This window comes from Gemmatimonas sp., assembly GCF_021298855.1.
GTDB lineage: Bacteria > Gemmatimonadota > Gemmatimonadetes > Gemmatimonadales > Gemmatimonadaceae > Gemmatimonas.
Genome location: NZ_JAJTHI010000032.1, coordinates 1 through 18,445, shown reverse-complemented (window position 1 = coordinate 18,445; position 18,445 = coordinate 1). Strand labels below are relative to the sequence as shown.

Here is an 18,445-nt window from a genome sequence, read left to right as displayed (position 1 = left end):
AGCAGGGGAGTCCGGCCGGGGTCCCGGCCAGGGGTTCAGTTGGGGACCAGATGTCCTTTGATTGAAACTACTATGACCGAACGGATCCGCACCCGGTTCCTGGTGATTGGCAGCGGAGTGGCGGGATTGCACACGGCCTGGCGGGCCTCCGCCCACGGATCGGTGACGGTGCTCACCAAGCGCACCCTCTTCGACTCGGCGACTGCCTACGCACAAGGAGGCATCGCCGCTGCGCTCGGCGCCGGCGACAGTCCCGACTTGCACCGGGAGGATACGTTGGCCGCCGGGGCCGCACTGTGCGACCGGGAGGCCGTCCAGGTGCTCGTGGCGGAGGGGCCCGCGCGCGTGCGTGAGCTGCAGGCGGCCGGTGCCCGCTTCGACCTCGATCCCGACGGCGACTTCAAGCTGGGCCGGGAAGCCGCCCACTCCCGTCACCGCATCGTGCACGCCCGCGGCGACCAGACCGGCGCCGAGGTGGCCCGGGCGCTCGTGGCCAAGGTGCGGGAGTCTGCCGCCATCGACGTGCGGGAGACCGCCCGGGTGCTCGATCTGCTGCTCGTGGACGAGGGCGACGGCGTGCAGGTGGCCGGCGTTCGTGCCTCGCTGTCCGGCCGCGCGGTCGAGATCGTGGCCGATGCCACGGTCCTCGCCACGGGCGGCTGCGGGCAGATCTTCCGCTACACCACCAACCCGCAGGTGGCGACAGGGGATGGGTTCGCCATGGCGCACCGGGCCGGTGCGCGCCTGGCCGATATGGAGTTCGTGCAGTTCCACCCCACGGCGCTCGATACCCCCGAGAACCCGCTCGCGCTGGTGTCGGAGGCGGTCCGCGGCGAAGGGGCCATTCTGCTCAACGCCCGCGGCCAGCGGTTCATGCCCGCGCGGCACCGGCTGGCCGAGTTGGCACCGCGTGACGTCGTGGCCCGGGAAATCTTCCGGGAGCAGCAGGCCCACGGTCGCGTCTTTCTCGACGCCACGAAGCTCGGTGCGGGCTTCGCCGCCCGTTTCCCGGGCATTTTTGCCCTGTGCCGGGCTCGCGGTATCGACCCCAGCAGCGAACCCATTCCGGTGACCCCGGCGGCCCACTACATGATGGGGGGGGTCGTCACCGATCTGGCCGGCCGCTCCAGCCTGCCTCGTCTCTACGCGGTGGGCGAGGTGGCGCGCACCGGCGTGCACGGGGCCAACCGGTTGGCCTCCAACTCGCTCCTCGAAGGGCTGGTGTTCGCTGAACGGGTGGCCCGCGACCTCAACCAGACTCCCGAAGATCTCCCGGTCCCTGCGCCGGACCCGTGGGATGTGCCGCCGCTCGCCGACCGCGGAGCGGCTCAGGTGGCCGCCGACGAGATCCGGCAGCTCATGTGGGACCACGCCAGCATCTCCCGCACGGCGGCCGGGTTGCGGCGCTGTCTCGCCGCACTGCAGCGGGTCGGCGACCGTCTGCCTCCCGGGGCCACCGAGGAGCGCAATCTTCACACCACGGCGCTTCTCGTCACGGAAGCCGCGCTGCTGCGCAAGGAGTCGCGGGGAGGGCACTTCCGGAGCGATTTTCCACGCACCCGCCGGAAGTGGCAGGGGCGACACATCACCTGGTAACGACAACCCAACAGGCGGCCGGCCGCAGCATGACCATCCTCGAAGCGCACTACGATCCCGCTCTCGCCGCCGAAATCCGCGATCTCGCCAAGGCGAGGAACGCGGTGATCCTCGCGCACAACTACGAGCGCCCGGAAGTCCAGGACGTGGCCGACTATGTGGGCGACTCCCTGGGGCTCTCGCGTGAAGCCGCGCGTACCGATGCCGACGTGATCGTCTTCTGCGGCGTGCACTTCATGGCCGAGACGGCGGCGATCCTGTCGCCCCGGAAGACCGTCCTGCTCCCCGATCTGGCGGCCGGGTGCTCGCTGGCCGCCACGATCGACGCCGAACAGCTGCGCGTCTGGAAGGCCGAACACCCCGGCGCCGTCGTCGTCGCGTATGTGAACACCACCGCCGAAGTGAAGGCCGAGAGCGACTACTGCTGCACGTCCGGCAACGCGGTCGAGGTGATCAATGCCATCCCCGCCGATCGCGAGATTCTCTTTCTTCCCGACATGTTCCTGGGCGCGCACGTGCGTCGCGAAACGGGGCGCGACAACATCCACGTGTGGATGGGCGAGTGTCATGTGCACGCGGGGATCGACCCGGAGCACATTGCCCGCACGCGCGCGCAGCACCCGGGAGCGGAGTTCCTCATTCATCCCGAATGCGGCTGTGCCACCCCCGTCGTGGAGGCGATCAGCGCCGGCGCCGTGGACCCGCACAACGTGCACATCCTCTCCACGGAAGGGATGATCCGGCGCCCCGCGCAAACCGCGCAGGATACGTTCATCGTGGCCACGGAAATCGGCATCCTGCACCGGTTGCGGCGCGAAAACCCGCGCAAGCACTTCATCGCCGCCAATGATCGTGCGCAGTGCTCGTACATGAAGGTCACCACGCTGCCGAAGGTACGCGACGCGCTGCGCGACCTGCAGCATCGCATCACGGTGCCCGACGACGTCGCGGCGCGTGCCCGGACCGCCATCGAGCGCATGGTCCGTATCGGTGGCACGGCGGCCGTCAGCCCCTTCGGACCGGAGGATCCGGGCGAATGAGCGCCTTTCACCCACCACTGCGTCCCACACCGCCGGCGTCGCAGGCGCCGATTGCCCCGCGCACGATCACCCCGCTCGACACGCCCGGGGTCCCTGCGTCGCCGTTGGCGTTTCCGCTCGACGCCACCGACACGGCGGCGCGGGTACGCCAGGCGCTGCTGGAAGACGAAGCGTTCAACGACGTGTCCACGCTCGCCACGGTGGTGAGCACCCGGCACGTGCGCAGTGCCATCGTGGCTCGCCGGGGCGGCGTCGTGGCCGGTGTGCCGCTCGCCATCGAGGCGTTCCGGCAGCTCGACGCCGGCGTCACCATCCGCGTCGAGGCCGAAGATGGCACGCGCATCGGTGCGGGCGGCACGGTGCTGGCGCTCACCGGCCACGCGCGCGGCATGCTCTCGGCCGAGCGCACGGCCCTCAACTACCTGCAGCGCCTGTCGGGGATTGCCACGGTGACGCGTCGCTTCGTCGACGCGGTGCAGGGCACGGGAGCACGGATCCTCGACACCCGCAAGACGACGCCGGGATGGCGCACGCTCGAGAAGTACGCCGTCCGCGCGGGCGGTGGTACCAACCACCGTTTCGATCTGCGCAGCGGCGTGCTGATCAAGGACAACCATCTGGCCGCCATCGGGGGCGATATCGCCCTGGCGGTGCTGCGCGCGCGGCAGCTCGCGATGCCGGGCACGCCCGTGCAGGTCGAATGCGACACCCTGGTGCAGGTCGAGGCAGCCGTTGCCGCCGGTGCCGACGGGGTGCTGCTCGACAACATGACGCTCGACGCGTTGCGCCAGGCGGTCGGCATCTGCGAGGGACGCGTCATCACCGAAGCCTCCGGCGGGGTGACGCTGGATACCGTACGCGCCATCGCCGAAACGGGGGTGCAGCGCATCTCCGTGGGCGCGCTCACGCATTCGGCACCGGCACTCGACCTCGGCCTCGATTTCGACGGGCTCTGACCACGCGCATCCCTGTTGTCCCTTCTCCTATGCCTGTTCGCCTCCTGCCGCTCACCGAACGCCCTGCCCGCCTGCTGCTCGAGGGCATCGTGGACTACGCCGGCCTCTTTCCTCCCGCAGGGCTCGGGATGACGAAGGCCGTGCGCAACTTCGCGCATTATCGCGCCGGCGGCACCGGCTGGATGCTGGGGCGCTTCGTCTGCCCCGCCGCGCGGTTGCCCGAGTTCTCCGCGGCCGCCGATCCCCTGCTGCCGCGCGACGCGGGCGCCATACCGTGGCGCCTCACGGTCACCGGCAGCGGTCACGTGGAGGCGGATCTCGAGGCCATTCGGGCCTTCAACGAACGGCATCGCGTCTGCTTCGACGAGTGCGGGGCGACGGCCGACAGCTACGAGGTGCGGGTGTCCAGCGTGGAAGAGATCGTCGCGCTGCATCACCAGCTGCCGACCACGCTCACCACGTGGATGGAAGTCCCGCTCGACGAGCAGTGCGGACAGTATGTGGAAACCATCGCGCGCACCGGTCGCCGTGCCAAGATGCGAGCGGGTGGCGTGACACCGGAGGCGTTTCCCACGTCGGCCGGCATCGTGACGTTTCTCCGGGCGCTCCTCACCTGCAACGTGGTCGCCAAGGCCACGGCCGGATTGCATCATCCGGTGCGCGGCGCGTATCGGCTGACGTACGAACCCGATGCGCCCACCTGCCGCATGTTCGGCTTTCTCAACGTCCTCCTGGCCGCCGCCGTCATGGCGGACGGGGCTCGCGATGTCGTGGCGCAGCAAGTGCTCGAAGAGAGCGACCCGGCCGCGCTGCAGGTCAACGACACGCATCTCACCTGGCATGGCCCCGACGACACGCTGACCATGACGCGCGCCACCCTGCAACAGGTGCGCGAGCGCATGATCGCCAGCATCGGCTCCTGTTCCTTCACCGAGCCGGTGGACGAGAGTCGCACCCTCGGGTGGGTGTGACGTGACGTTCACCACCGCACACACTCTCCCCCCTCCGGCGTGCTGCCGGGCGCATGCACGGGCACGGCGGTGGCCCTCGTCACGCGACGCCCTGCGCCACGCCGTTCGTCGCGCCGCGACACCCCGCCTCCAGGATCAGCATGAACGCAGAGCACCACGATAGTGCCGCCAGTTGGGTGGCGTCGGCCAACGGTCACGCCGACTTTCCGCTGCAGAATCTCCCCTTCGGCGTCTTTCGCCGTGCCGGCACCACGGAACTCCCGCGCGTGGGCGTCGCCATTGGCGACGAGATCCTCGACGTGTCGGCGTGTCTGGCCGCCGGATGCTGCGATGAGGCCGAGCCGCTGGCCCGGGAAGCGATGCGCGCCTGCGCGTCGCCGGCGCTCAACGCCCTCCTGGCCATGGGCACGGCAGCCCGCCGCGCTCTGCGCCGGGCGCTGCTCGACCTGCTGGACGTGAACACCGCGGGGCATCGTCAGCTCACCGCGCGGCATGCGCTCGTGCCGCAGCGGGAGGCCGAGCTCCTGCTGCCGGTGCAGGTCGGTGACTACACCGACTTCTACGCCTCGGTGCATCATGCGACCAACGTGGGGAGCATGTTCCGCCCCGATCAGCCGCTGCTGCCCAACTACAAGTGGATCCCCATCGGCTATCACGGCCGGGCCTCGAGCCTGGTGTCGTCCGGTACCCCCGTGGTGCGCCCGCGCGGACAACGCAAAGGGCCGGCCGACGCCGAGCCCACCGTGGGCCCCTCCCGCTCACTCGATTACGAACTGGAGCTCGGTGCCGTCGTGGGCACCGGCAACCCGCTCGGGCGCTCCATCGACGTCCATCAGGCCGAAGACCATCTCTGGGGACTGTGCCTGCTCAACGACTGGTCGGCGCGTGACCTGCAGGCCTGGGAGTACCAGCCGTTGGGCCCCTTCCTGGCCAAGAACTTCGCCAGCACACTCGGCGCGTGGGTGGTGACGCTCGAGGCCCTCGAGCCCTTTCGCGCCCCGCTGGCCGCGCGTGCTGCCAATGATCCCGCGCCGTTGCCGTATCTCGCCAGCGAGCAGGATCGCCTGCATGGGGGCTTTGCGATCACGGTGGAGGCGTGGCTGCGCACGGCGCGCATGCGCGCCGACGGCGCCCCGTCGCACCGCCTCTCCCGCGGGTCCTCGCTCGATCTGTACTGGAGCTTCGCGCAGATGCTGGCCCACCACGCCAGCGGCGGCTGCAACATGCGACCGGGGGATCTGCTGGGCAGTGGCACGATTTCCGGTCCCACGCGCGACAGCCGCGGGTGCCTGCTCGAGTTGACCTGGCGCGGAGCCGAGCCCTTGACCCTTCCCAATGGGGAGACGCGCGCCTTCCTCGAAGATGGCGACGAACTGACGCTCACCGCGTATGCCGAACGTGAGGGGGTGCCTCGCATCGGCTTCGGGCAGTGTACCGGCGAGGTGCGAGCCGCCAGCGCGTGAGGCCCAACCGCCGCCCTGCGGGATGCGTTGCCCGGCCCGCAGGGCGGAACGCGTCCCCGGCACCGGGCATTAGTGAGGCATGCCGTCCGATCTGATGTTCGCGCGTTCGCAAATGGCGATGTCGCTCGCCTTCCACATCGTCTTTGCCGTGGTGGGCATCGGCATGCCGGCACTCATGGTCGTGGCCGAATGGCGGTGGCTTCGCACGCGCGACACCGTGATGCTCGAATTGGCCAAGCGCTGGGCCAAGGGGACCGCCATCCTCTTCGCCGTGGGCGCGGTCTCCGGCACCGTACTCAGTTTCGAGTTGGGGCTGCTCTGGCCCACCTTCATGGAGCACGCCGGTGCCGTGATCGGCATGCCGTTCTCCCTCGAGGGGTTCGCGTTCTTCACCGAAGCCATCTTCCTCGGCATCTACCTGTACGCGTGGAAGCGGATTCCCCCGCGGGCGCACCTCGCCGCCGGCGTCGTGGTGGCCGTGAGCGGCGCGCTCAGTGGGGCCTTCGTGGTGTGCGCCAACGCCTGGATGAACGCGCCGGCGGGCTTCGAGATGGTGAACGGTGAGGTCACCAGCGTCGATCCCATCGCCGCCATGTTCAACGCGGCGGCGCCTGCCCAGATCGTGCACATGACGCTCGCCGCCTTTGCTGCCACGGGCTTTGCGGTCGCCGGCATTCACGCCTTCGCGCTCTGGCGTGGCACGTTGCATCGGGCCTTTCATCGTGCTGCGCTGCAGATCGCGCTCCTGATCGGCTTGCCGACGGCGCTCGTCCAGCCGCTCAGCGGAGACTGGAGCGCCCGCGGCGTCGCCGAGCGCCAGCCAGTGAAGCTCGCCGCCATGGAGGGGCACCTGCGTACCGGGCCGGCGGCGTTCGTGATCGGGGGCTGGCCCAATCCCCAAACCCTCGAGCACCGCGGGGCCATCGAGATCCCCGGTGCGCTCTCGTGGCTGCTGCACGGCGATCCGGCCGCGGTTGTGCCCGGGGTCGACAGCGTGCCGGCCGAGGAGCGGCCGCCGCTCGCCATCGTGCACCTCGCCTTTCAGATCATGGTGGGCTGCGGTACCCTCATGGCGATGCTCGCGCTGTGGGGTGCCTGGCGCTGGTGGCAGCGGCGCCGCGGCCGCGGGGTGGCGCTGCCCGACGATCGGCGTTTCCTCCTGGCCATCATGCTGGCCGCGCCCTTGGGGTTCATTGCGCTGGAAGCCGGGTGGACGGTCACCGAGGTGGGGCGGCAGCCGTGGATCGTGCAGGGCATCCTGCGCACCGCCGATGCCGTCACGCCCATGCCGGGACTCGGGGTGACCTTTGCCCTCTTCACCGTGCTGTACATCGGGCTGGCGGTCGCGGTAGTGTTCCTGCTCTGGCGACAGATCCTCAAGACGGGCGTCACCCCCGTCCCGTTGGGCGTCACGAGCGAGCTCCCGTTGCCCTCGCGGCTTTCGGGCACGCATCCCACCCCGCGTCCGTGATGCACCCCGCCGAACTCACCTGGACGCTGCCGCACATCGTGGCCGGGGTCATGGTGCTCTCCCTCAACGCCTATGTGCTGCTGGGCGGAGCGGATTTCGGCGGCGGGGTCTGGGACTTCTTCGCTCGCGGCAACCGACGCGACGAGCAGCGGGCCCTGATCGCCGAGGCCATCGGCCCCATCTGGGAGGCCAATCATGTGTGGCTCATCCTCGTGGTGGTGCTGCTCTTCACCTGCTTTCCCAAAGCCTTCGCGCATCTGGCAACTGCACTCCACGTCCCCATCACCATCATGCTGGTGGGGGTCGTGCTGCGCGGGTCGGCCTTCACCTTCCGCACGTACGACAGCAAGCGCGACACGGTCCAGCGCCGCTGGGGGCGCATCTTCTCCATCGCCAGCCTGCTTACGCCCGTTGTCCTCGGCGTCTGTCTCGGCGCCGTGGCGGGAGGGCTGGTCCCCATGCGTCCGGCATCGGAAGCCGCCACACTGACCTTCGTAGACCGCTTCGTGAACCCCTGGTTCCTGTCGCCGTTCCCCTGGGCCGTCGGATTGCTGACCCTGCTCTTGTTCGCCTTTCTGGCCGCCGCGTATCTCACCGTGGAGGCACCGGAAGGCCCGCTGCGGGACCTCTTCTGTCGCCGTGCGCGACAATCACAGGTGGCGCTGCTCATCACGGCGGTCGCGACGCTGCTGGTGGCACGGGCGGAGGACCCCCGGCTGTTCGCCGGGCTCACGCGCGGAAGCACCGCGCTGGCCATGCTCGGCACCACGGCGCTGGCCGCCGCCACCACGCTCTGGGCGCTCGCGGCCCGTCGATTCCAGCTGGCGCGCCTCGCCGCGGCCGCCCAGGCAAGCTTCATCCTCTGGGGCTGGGCATGGACGCAATTCCCCTGGTTGCTCCCTCCCGATCGCACCATCACCGCGCTCGCCGCGCCTCGCATCACGCTGCAGCTCACCCTCGGGGCCTTGGGCGTTGGCACCGCCATCCTGCTGCCGAGCTTCGTGTATCTGTTCCGCGTTTTCAAAAGCGGCGAAACGGTCTTTGGCGCTGATCAGCCCTGACCCCCCGGCACGACGGGTCTTCCCGGAACTCCGGGGGCGGCCGTAACTTGCCGCCCATGCGCCCAGACCTCATTCGCGTGGTCCTCGTCGACGACCACCAGATCGTCCGCTCGGGACTCAAGGCCGTGCTCTCCACGGCCAAGGACATCATCGTCGTGGGCGAAGGCGGGACCGGCAAGGATGCGCTGGTCCTGGCCGAACGGCTCAATCCGCACGTCATCGTCATGGATCTGTCCATGCCCGACATGGACGGCCTGACCGCCACGCGCGAACTGCAGAAAGCCAACGCCGCGCGGACGCCGAGCCCCGACGAGCCAGTCACCCGACGTGTGCTCGTGCTCACCATGCACACCGAAGACGAGCACCTCGTGGCGTTGCTCGAAGCCGGCGCCGGGGGGTATCTGCTCAAGTCGGTCGCCGATCGCGAACTCGTGGATGCCGTGCGCACCGTTGCCGCGGGCGATGTCTACGTGCAGCCCACCGCAGCGCGGGCGCTCGCGCGCGGGCTGGCCAAGCGCGACGGCAACGCCGAGGAGCGGACGCGCTTCGAGAAGCTCACCGATCGCGAGCAGGTGGTGCTGCGCATGGTCGCCGAGGGGTACACGGCGCCGGAAATCGGCGAGCACCTCACCATCTCGCCCAAGACGGTCGATACGTACAAGCAGCGCATCGGCGAAAAGCTGGGCCTCACGCATCGCACCGACTACGTGAAGTTCGCGCTCAAGCTGGGGTTGCTCAAGAACGACGCCTGATCGTCGCGCGTGGTCAGTCCGGAAGGTGCTCGACCGCGCGCTGCTGGGCGTCGCGGGTGAGACTCCACGCCGGGAGCGGCGGTACGGCGACATCCATCAGCGCATCATTGGACGCGTAGCCGCGCTCGTCGCGCACGCGCGCGGCGATGCGGCGGCGCAGGTCGTCGATCCCCTCACCGGTCTTGCCGTCGAGTTCATCGCGATGGGCGCTGAAGCGACGGCCGCTCTGCAGGCAGAACAGCTCCGTCAGGGCGATCTCGCGTGCGCACGCATCCACCCCGCGCTCCTCGATCAGCTGCTGCGTGCGCGAGATGGTGGCGCAGCGCGCGTACAGTTCGATGGCCATGTCGGCCAGGCGCTCCACCACCAGCTGCCGCTGCAGTATCTCCTTGCGGTGCGTCGTGATGGCCTGTTGCGTGGCCTTGGCGAGCTCGGCGACGTGCCGTTCCACATAGGTGGCATGCGTGCGCAGTGAGGCGTGCAGCGTGGCCTGGAAGCGATCACGTCGGCCGAACGCGCTTGCCACCTTGTCGGCCGCATAGCCCGACACCAGCACCCAGTTCTGGATGGGGTTCTTGAGCGCACCGGCAAGCTCCTTGAGCTCCTCGGCCGGCCCCTGGATGCCGTTGAGTCCCACGAACAGGCGCAGGATCTCGTTGGCGCCTTCGAAGATGCGATTGATGCGGGCATCACGCAGGTACCGCTCGTATGGCCAGGGCTTCACGAAGCCTCGGCCGCCGGCCAGCTGCACCAGCTCGTCGGAGCTGCGCCACACCAGCTCACTCGCAAACACCTTCACGCAGGCGGCCTCCAGCGACGCGTCCACGGTCGTGCTGTCCAGCGCTGCGGCGAGTGCGCCCACCATCGCATCGGCGGCGTACGTCTCGCTGGCCATGGTGGCCATCTTGCGCTGCGTGATCTCGAAGCTCGCCAGCGGACCGCCGAACTGCGTGCGCGCCTCGGCGTAGCGGGTGAATTCTCCCAGCAGCTTCTTGCATGCCGCCGTGCACCCCGATGCCAGCGACAGACGACCGGCATTGAGGGCGTTCACCGCCACCCGGAAGCCCTTGCCCACCTCTCCGAGGACGTGGTCGTCGGGCACGAAGAGATCCTCGAACACGAGCTCTGCCTGCGTGGACCCGCGAATGCCAAGCTTGCGGATGGTGCCATCGACGCGAAAGCCGGGCATGTCGGGACGCACGATGAAGGCGGTGGGCCGCCGCACCGTTTCGCCGTTCCGCTCGAGCGGGGTCTGGGCAAAGGTGGCCACCACGCCTGCCCGCTGGCCGTTGCCGATCCAGTGCTTGCGCCCGTTCAGGACCCAGCCGGTGCCGTCGGGGTGCCGTTCGGCGCGTGTCACGATGTGCTGCGCATCCGATCCGGTTTCCGGTTCGGTGAGCGCATACGCGGCCAGCGTCTCGCCGCGCGCGAGCGCCGGGAGATATCGCGCCTTCTGGGATTCGTTGCCCGCAATGACCAGCGCCTTGCTCCCCAGGCCGCAGTGCACGCCAATGAGTACCCCGAGCGACGCATCGATGGACGCCACGGCGCCGAACACCCGCGCATAGGCGCTCGCCGACAGCCCCAGCCCACCGTAGGCCGTGGGAATCGTGAGTGCCAGCAGCCCCTCGGCAGCAAAGGCCCGGATCACCTCTTCGTCGATCCCCTCCTGCTCATCGAAGCGCCGCGGGTCGATGAGCCCCGACGCCACCATCCCATTCACCGCGTCCACCAGCCGATGCACCGTGCGCGCCTCCTCCGGATCGCGGACATCCAACGTGACCGGATACGGGAAGAGCAGGGATTCGTTGATGTCACCGGCGAACAGATCGCGCAGGAACGACGGTGTGGCAGCAGTGGTGGTCATGGGAAAGCCCGGAGGAAAGCACACCGGGGCCGCCACCTGCCGTGGCGACCCCGGTGCGAAAGCTACTGCATGGTACCGGGCCCGGGTGGGGCCGCGGCCGCGACTCCCTACTCGCGCCGTACCGGCGCGGCCACGGGCAGCGTCACCGTGACGTTCACCCGCGTGGCCTTGCCCTGCGCCTGCCCGTTCGCGTTCAGCGCCTGCAGTGTCAGCGTGGCCGTACCGACCTGCAGTCCTGCCACCGACACCTGCGCCGTGGTCGTGACCGACTGCGCATTGGCCACCGCCGGATTGTCGCTGCGGATCTCGACGGTGCGGTTGCGCAGCACGTTCCCCTGGGCATCGCGCACCTCGATGGCAAAGGGCAGCGTCGCCCCCCGCGGGAGCGAGAAGGAGAGCGGGGCCACGATCGTGTCCACGGCAATCTGCTGAATGAGCAGCGACGCCTGGGCCGACCGATTCTCCGAGGTGGCAAAGATGTTGACGACGCCAGCGGACACAGTGGTGACAAACCCGCTCTGGTTCACGCTGGCACGCGTGGGGTCGGAGCTGAGCCATTCCACGGGCCGATCGGTCACCTCCGTGCCCGCCGAGTCGGTGACCGTGGCCCGGAACTGCACGGTCTGCCCTTCGATCACGCTGGCCTGCAAGGGCGTGACCTGCACGGTAGCCACCGGAATGCGCGTCACCTGCAGCGTCACCGTGTCGGCCACGTCGTCGGCGCGGGCGATGATGCGCGCCGTGCCGAGCGAGAGGCCGGTGACGATCCCGGCCTGCGTGACCTGGATGACCGTGGGCGTGTTGGTGCTCCACACCGGCGCCCGGCCGGTGATGGCCGTGTTGGCCGAGTCGAAGAGTGTGGCCTGGAAGGCGCGCGGGACGCCCAGCCGCAGTGAGCCGATGCGCGGCGCAATCACCACCTGGGCAATGCGCGGATCAACCGCCTCCACAGTGGCGCTGCAGGTGACCGCCGGGAACTCGACGGATGACGCGGTGATGGTCGCGGTTCCCGCGCGACGGGTGGTCGCGAATCCGGTCGCCGACACGGCGGCCACGTTTTCATTGCTGCTCGACCACGCCACGGCGCGGCCGAGAGTGGGCATGATGTTGTTGGCGGTGTCGCGCAGCGTCAGTGTCGGCTGCACGCCCTGGCCGGTCGTGACCCGGAAACTCGTCGGCGACAACGCGCACGATCCAATCGGAATCTCCGTGACGATGACCTGCGCCTGGCCCACCGTCTGATCGGTCTCCGCGGTGATGACCGCCGTGCCGGTGCCGACGGCGGTGACGAGGCCCGCCTGGTCCACCGAGGCGATCGCCGTATTGCTCGACGTCCATCGGAAGGTGCGCCCCTGAATGATCAGGTTCGCGGCGTTGCGTGCCGTGGCCGCCAGCTGGCGCGTATTCGTGCGCCGCAGGGTGATCGCGGCCGGGTTGATGGTCACGTTGGCCGCCGCTTCGGGGGTCACCGTGACCGCCACGGCGGCGCTCTTGCCATCGGCCACGGCTGACACCGTGGCCGTTCCCACCGACACGGCAATGACATTGCCCTCGGCGGTCACCGTGGCCACGGCCGTGTTGCTCGACGAATAGTTGATCCGCTTGTCGGCGATCGTATTGCCATCGCAGTTGAACGCGGTACCCACGATTGTCGCCGAGCCGTTCACCGGCAGCGTGAGGGTCGCCGGCGCCACGCTGATCGTGCAGGCGCTGGGCGGCCGCAGATCGAGACAGGCGGCGGTGGTGCCCAGCGCGGCCACCAGGGCGGCGGCGCTCAGTCGGCGGGCACCACGGGAGAACGACACAATGTGCTCTGCGACCCGCATGCAGGTCCGTCCTGGAACAAAAGGAGTGGAATACGACGGTGCCGATACGGCACACACCGGGAACTACTACACAAGACGCCCGGTCTCGGAACGCCGTAACCGTCACAATTCCGGCTCACCGGGGGCGTACGCTCCCCTGCAACCTGACCGGACGGGCATTCCGCAGCAAGCGGTGTCAACGGCGCGCCGTAGCCATCACCGGCATGATCGGTCAACTTTCGCCCCTGATGCCGACCCCCTCTCATTCCACCGGAACGCACGTCGCCCCCGCACGGGAGCGGGCTACCCCTTGGGTGCAGGTGGGGGGCTGGGTCCTGGCCGCAGCGCTCCTGCGCGGGGTCCTCTCGGCGCTCGTGCCGCTGCTCCCCGACGAGACCTACTACTGGGAGTGGTCCCGGCGCCTCGAGGCCGGCTACTTCGACCACCCGCCCGGCATCGCCCTGCTCATTCGTACCGGAACCCTGCTGTTTGGCAACAGCACGGCCGGTGTGCGGGCTGGACCGGCGCTGGCGGCCCTTGGCACCCACCTGGCGGCCATCGCGTGCGCGTGGCAACTGGCCGGACGTGGTAATGCCGGACGACTGGCCGCCCGTCGCGCAGCCATGCTGGTGACCCTGCTGCCCATCGCCACGCTGGGCCTCGTGCTGGCCACCCCCGATGCCGCGCTCTTCGCGACCGCCATGATTGCGCTGCTGGCCGTCGAACGGGCGCTGGCCACCCCGGTGCGCAGTTGGGCCAGCTTCCTCTGGTGGCTGCTGGCCGGGGTGGCCCTTGGTGGCGCCTTCGTGGCCAAGTACACGGCCGTACTGCTCCCCATGGGGCTCGTGATCGCCTGTCTGGTGCACCCGGCGCTGCGCCGGCGCTATGCCGAGGCCGGGCCATGGGTGGCCGGAGCCGTCGCCCTTGCCCTGTTCGCCCCGGTGGTGGCGTGGAACCTGTTCAACAACTGGATCTCCTTCCGCTTCCAGTTGGGGCACGGATTCAACGCCGTGAGTCGCGGCAACCCCGTATCGCGCGAACTCGAGATGCTCGGTGCCCAGGCCGGGCTCGCCTCCCCCATCCTGTTCGGGCTCCTCACCATTGTCGTGTGGGTGGCGCTGCGAGACGGCTGGCGTACCCGCCGCACCGCCCAGCCCACCGACCTCTCGGCGCGGCGTTTCGCGCTGGCGGTGGTGGCGGTCGTACCGCTCGGCTTCTTCGCCATCAGTGCCTGGCGGCGACCGGTCGAAGCCAACTGGCCGGCCATGATCTATCCCGCCGCCATGACGCTGCTGGCCACGAGCCCCCTGCCCGTGGTGCAGGGCGTGTGGTGGCGCCGCGGCGCGTGGCTCGCCGCGGCGCTCCTGGCTGTCGTGACGGTGCAGGCGGCCACCCCCATCTTGCCCCTTGCGCCCAGGCGAGACCCCATTGCCCGCGCCCACGGCTGGCGCGCACTCGCGGATTCAGTGGCCGCAGCGCGGCGGGACCCGTTCCTGGACGGTACGGTGGACCGCTGGGTCGCCGCCGATCGCTATCAGGACGCTTCGGAACTGGCCTTCCATCTCCCCGATCAGCCCACGGTGTTCTCGCTCAATCTCGGTGGGCGCACCAATCACTACGACGTGTGGCCAAACGCCTGGCAGCGCGTGCGCCCGGGCGACGGACTCATCGTGGCCTTCGACGCTGATGCCAAGGGGGATTCCCTGGCCCGCGTGGTCGGTACCTGGTTCAAGGCCATGCGGCCGGGAGCCCTGGTTCCGCTTCGGCGAAACGGCGGGACCGTGACGACGCGCCGCCTCTGGCTGTATCGCATCGCGCAGCAGGTACCCCGGACGAGTCCCACACACCCGGAGATCCCGTGAACGGCGCCGTCTCCGCCGCGTCGCTCCTCGCGGTCGCCGCTGGCGGCGCGGTTGGATCGGTGGCGCGCTACCTCGCGACGCTCGCCCTCGTGCCGGCGACGGGCGCCTTCCCCGCCGGTACGCTGGTCGTGAACGTCGTGGGCTCGTTTCTCATTGGATGGTTTGCCCGGTTCTTCACGGGTGACGCCACGCAGGACGTGGTTCGTCTGGCGCTTACCACCGGGTTCTGTGGCGGATTCACCACGTTCTCCACCTTCAGTGCCGAGACGCTGCAGCTGGTACAGCAGGGAAAGGGCGCCCGCGCCATTGCCTACGTGGCGCTCAGTCTCGCGCTCGGGCTGGGCGCGGCCGCCCTCGGTCTCGTGCTGGGACGCCCCCGTGCATGACGCCAACTCCCCCGACTTACCCCGAGCCTGATGCCATGACCGTCACGTCCATTCCCGCCGACCTGCGTGCGTGGTGCGATGCCAACGACGCGCGCGCGCGTGAGGAACTGTTCGCGCTGCTGCGCATTCCCTCGGTGTCGGCGCGCACCGAGCACGCCGGTGACTGTGCGGCCGCGGCGCAGTTCCTCGCCGACGCCCTGGCGCGGATCGGCTTCACCACCAGCATCGAACCCACACCGGGACATCCCATCGTGCTCGGTGAATGGCGCGGCGCACCGGCTGGCGCGCCCACGCTGCTCATTTACGGCCACTACGACGTGCAGCCTGCGGAGCCGCTCGCGCTGTGGACCTCGCCGCCGTTCGAGCCCACGCTGCGTGACGGTCGCATCTATGCGCGCGGCGCCGTGGATGACAAGGGGCAGCTCTATCTCCACATCAAGGCGCTCGAGGCGCACCTCGCGACACGCGGCACGCTGCCCGTGAACGTGATCGTGCTGGCCGAAGGCGAAGAGGAAGTGGGGAGCGAGAACCTGGAGGCGTTTCTCGAGCGGGAGCGCACGCGTCTGGCCTGCGACGCCGTCGTGATTTCCGACAGCACGATGTTCGCGCCCGGCATCCCCAGCATTCTCTCCAGCCTGCGCGGCATGGCGTATCTCGAGATCACCGTGCGCGGAGCCAGCGGCGACCTGCACAGCGGCATGTACGGCGGCGCCGTGGTGAACCCGGCCATGGCCCTCGCCCGCATGCTCAGCACCATGCACGATGCGCAGGGCCGGATTGCCATTCCGGGCTTCTACGACGACGTGCGCCCGTTCCCCGACCACGTGCGCGCGCAGATGCGCGCCCTCCCGTTCCGCGACGAGCAGCTGATGCACGAGGTGGGGGTGACGGCGCTGGGGGGGGAGCCGGGCTACACCACGCTCGAGCGACTCTGGACCCGTCCCACCTGCGAAGTGAACGGCCTGCTGAGCGGCTACACCGGCGAAGGCGCCAAGACGGTGCTCCCCGCCGAAAGCATGGCCAAGGTGAGCTTCCGCCTTGTGCCGGACCAGGATCCGCATCGCATCGCCGCGCTGGTGGAGCAGCATCTGGTGCAGGTGGCACCGGCGGGGGTCACGGTGACGGTGGCATATCTGCACGGGGGGCGCCCGTGGCGCGCCGACCTGCAGGGGCCCATTATCGATGCCGGTCGCGCCGCGCTGCAGGCGGCGTTCGGCCGTGAGCCGGTCGTCACGGGGGAAGGGGGGAGTATTCCCGTCGTGGGCGACTTCGAACGCATCCTGGGTGCGCCCGTCCTGCTCATGGGCTTCGGCCTGCCGGGAGAAAACGCGCATGCTCCCGACGAGTGGATGAGCGAGGAGAACTTCCGTCTGGGCATGCGCGCGGCGGCAGTGCTGTACGACGCGTACGGCAAACGCCCTCGCTGAGGCTTCACCACCGCCTCCGCACACGCCCCCCGAAACCGCGCGGTTTCGGGGGGCGTGTGCGGACAGCTCGGACGACGGCGCCCCAGCGGTCAACTACAGTCCGTCGAGCAGTGAGTCGTTGTTGCTGGTGGCGGCAATGCGCTTGATGAGCCATTCCATACCCGCCTGCGGTGGCAACTGGTGCAGACCGCGGCGCAGCAGGTGCACCTTGTCGAGCTGATCCGGGCGGTACAGCTTCTCCTCGCGCCGGGTGCCGCTGGTGGCGATGTCGAAGGCCGGGAAGATGCGCCGATCTGCCAGCGAGCGATCGAGCTTGATCTCGCAGTTGCCGGTGCCCTTGAACTCCTCGAAGATCACGTCGTCCATGCGCGAACCGGTTTCCACCAGCGCCGTGGCGATGATCGTGAGTGATCCGCCCCCATGCTGCGGGGCAATCATGCGCGCCGAGCCGAAGAACGCCTTCGGTTTCTGCATGGCGGTGGCGTCGAGGCCGCCGGACATGGTGCGCCCCGTGCCGCGGTCGACCGTGTTGTGCGCGCGAGCCAGGCGGGTGATCGAATCGAGCACGATCACCACATCCTTCCCCTGCTCCACAAGGCGGCGGGCGCGTTCGAGCGTCATCTCCGCCACTTCCACATGCCGCTTGGGCGGCATGTCGAAGCTGGAGGCGACCACTTCGCCGTAGCCCCAGGTGATCATCTCGCTCACTTCCTCGGGACGTTCGTCCACGAGCAGCACGAGCAGCGCTGCCTGGGGATGGTTGATGGCCACCCCTTCGACAATGGCCTGCAGCAAGGTGGTCTTGCCGGCGCGCGCCGGGGCGACGATGAGTGCCCGCTGGCCGTAGCCGATCGGCGCGATGAGGTCGATGGCGCGACGCGTCAGCTCGGGGCCGGTCTTCGCCGGGCGCCCGGTCTCCAACGTCAACTTCCTATCCGGGTAGCTGGCGATGAGCGTGTTGAAATCGGGGCGCTTTTCCAGCACCACCGGCGACCCATCGTTCAGTTGCTGCACTTCCACGACCACGTACCGTCCGCGCGGGTCGCGACCATAGGTGACCTCGAGCTTGTCCCCGCGACGCAACTGGTGCAATCGCACCAGGGCAGGGGGCACGAAGGGATCGGTGGGGTCCGGCAGGTAGCTGTTTACCCCGCGCCGCAGGAACCCCCCGTCGCGTGAGGCGTCGAACCATCCGCCCATCGTGCCTTCGACCGCTACCGGGGTCGGCGGTACCCGATCGATGCCACCTTCCACCGGGGCTCCACCACCACCGCCTCCTCCGCCACCACCACCGCCGCCGCCCCCGCGGCGGAAGCGGTTGCGTCCGCGGCGCCCGTTGCGACGGAAGCTCCCCTCGCCCCCCTCGAACCGATCGGGCCGCTCGCCCCCCTGTTCGGGGGCGGGTCGCTCCACGCGCTCCGGCCGCTCCCCCGGCGGTGCGCCGGGCCGGTCGGAACCCACCCGCTCACCACGGTCGCGGTTACGGTGCCGCCCACGACGGCGGCCACCACGTTCGCGGCGATTGTCGAAGGGGCGCTCCGGGCGATCCGGCCGCTCGGGGCGGTCGGGCCGCTCCGTGCGCTCCGGCCCATCCGTCCGATTGAACGCGCGGTCGTACCGGTTTTCCGTTTCGTGGCGGTCGGTGGTGACGCGTTCGGCGGGGTCATAGACCGGAGGCTGATAGCGCTCCACCCGCGGTTCGGCGGGCGGTTCCGTGCGGTGCTCCGCGGCGCGCTCCGTGCGGGGCTCCGGGCGACTTTCCGCACGCGGGCCCATGGTCGATTCACT

Annotated in this window: 14 protein-coding genes; 11 read left to right on the top strand and 3 right to left on the bottom strand. The window is 69.5% G+C overall.

Annotated elements, in window-relative coordinates; all coding sequences use genetic code 11:
• The first annotated feature begins 72 nt into the window (after positions 1-72).
• The 8 genes from LW840_RS10855 (at position 73) to LW840_RS10820 (ending at position 9,310) form a co-directional block, all read left to right on the top strand.
• Positions 73-1,596 carry an L-aspartate oxidase gene (locus LW840_RS10855; RefSeq protein WP_291276970.1) on the top strand — a complete coding sequence of 508 codons (1,524 nt, stop codon included), beginning with the start codon at positions 73-75 and terminating at the stop codon, positions 1,594-1,596.
• Positions 1,590-2,636, top strand: coding sequence for a quinolinate synthase NadA (nadA, locus tag LW840_RS10850; RefSeq protein WP_343213623.1), 1,047 nt, complete (start codon positions 1,590-1,592; stop codon positions 2,634-2,636). Before LW840_RS10855 ends, nadA begins: the two co-directional genes overlap by 7 nt.
• A complete protein-coding gene (gene nadC, locus LW840_RS10845) occupies positions 2,633-3,592 on the top strand; it encodes a carboxylating nicotinate-nucleotide diphosphorylase (protein ID WP_291266359.1) in 960 nt (319 codons plus the stop codon). The genes nadA and nadC overlap by 4 nt, the downstream gene beginning before the upstream one ends.
• Before the next feature lie 29 nt (positions 3,593-3,621).
• On the top strand, positions 3,622-4,563 hold the full coding sequence (locus LW840_RS10840) for a hypothetical protein (RefSeq protein ID WP_291260172.1): 942 nt from the start codon (positions 3,622-3,624) through the stop codon (positions 4,561-4,563).
• Positions 4,564-4,703: 140 nt separating this feature from the next.
• Positions 4,704-6,026: a fumarylacetoacetase gene (fahA, locus tag LW840_RS10835; protein ID WP_291268833.1), complete on the top strand. Its 1,323-nt coding sequence runs from the start codon at positions 4,704-4,706 to the stop codon at positions 6,024-6,026.
• 79 nt (positions 6,027-6,105) lie between these two features.
• A complete protein-coding gene (locus LW840_RS10830) occupies positions 6,106-7,497 on the top strand; it encodes a cytochrome ubiquinol oxidase subunit I (RefSeq protein ID WP_291262989.1) in 1,392 nt (463 codons plus the stop codon).
• Positions 7,497-8,558: a cytochrome d ubiquinol oxidase subunit II gene (locus tag LW840_RS10825; RefSeq protein WP_291273805.1), complete on the top strand. Its 1,062-nt coding sequence runs from the start codon at positions 7,497-7,499 to the stop codon at positions 8,556-8,558. The genes LW840_RS10830 and LW840_RS10825 overlap by 1 nt, the downstream gene beginning before the upstream one ends.
• A 56-nt stretch (positions 8,559-8,614) precedes the next feature.
• Complete coding sequence (locus LW840_RS10820; RefSeq protein ID WP_291262988.1) at positions 8,615-9,310, top strand: response regulator transcription factor; 696 nt, start codon at positions 8,615-8,617, stop codon at positions 9,308-9,310.
• 13 nt (positions 9,311-9,323) lie between these two features.
• On the opposite strand, the gene LW840_RS10815 is transcribed toward LW840_RS10820, so the two are convergent.
• The gene (locus LW840_RS10815; protein WP_291266356.1) at positions 9,324-11,177 is read right to left on the bottom strand and encodes an acyl-CoA dehydrogenase family protein; all 1,854 of its coding nucleotides are present in this window, start codon (positions 11,175-11,177) and stop codon (positions 9,324-9,326) included.
• Between the two features lie 107 nt (positions 11,178-11,284).
• On the bottom strand, positions 11,285-12,982 hold the full coding sequence (locus LW840_RS10810) for an Ig-like domain-containing protein (RefSeq protein WP_291276969.1): 1,698 nt from the start codon (positions 12,980-12,982) through the stop codon (positions 11,285-11,287).
• 248 nt (positions 12,983-13,230) lie between these two features.
• Between LW840_RS10810 and LW840_RS10805 the strand changes: the two genes are divergently transcribed.
• The 3 genes from LW840_RS10805 to LW840_RS10795 are packed head-to-tail and all read left to right on the top strand — an operon-like array spanning position 13,231 to position 16,657.
• Positions 13,231-14,844, top strand: a complete 1,614-nt coding sequence (locus LW840_RS10805) for a glycosyltransferase family 39 protein (RefSeq protein WP_291276968.1) — start codon at positions 13,231-13,233, stop codon at positions 14,842-14,844.
• The gene (crcB, locus tag LW840_RS10800) at positions 14,841-15,230 is read left to right on the top strand and encodes a fluoride efflux transporter CrcB (RefSeq protein WP_291262984.1); all 390 of its coding nucleotides are present in this window, start codon (positions 14,841-14,843) and stop codon (positions 15,228-15,230) included. The genes LW840_RS10805 and crcB overlap by 4 nt, the downstream gene beginning before the upstream one ends.
• A gap of 35 nt (positions 15,231-15,265) precedes the next feature.
• Positions 15,266-16,657, top strand: coding sequence for a dipeptidase (locus tag LW840_RS10795; RefSeq protein ID WP_291266353.1), 1,392 nt, complete (start codon positions 15,266-15,268; stop codon positions 16,655-16,657).
• A gap of 93 nt (positions 16,658-16,750) precedes the next feature.
• Here LW840_RS10795 and rho read toward each other — a convergent pair.
• Positions 16,751-18,445 (bottom strand): transcription termination factor Rho (rho, locus tag LW840_RS10790; RefSeq protein WP_291276967.1); only part of this gene is annotated, 1,695 nt, incomplete at its 5' end.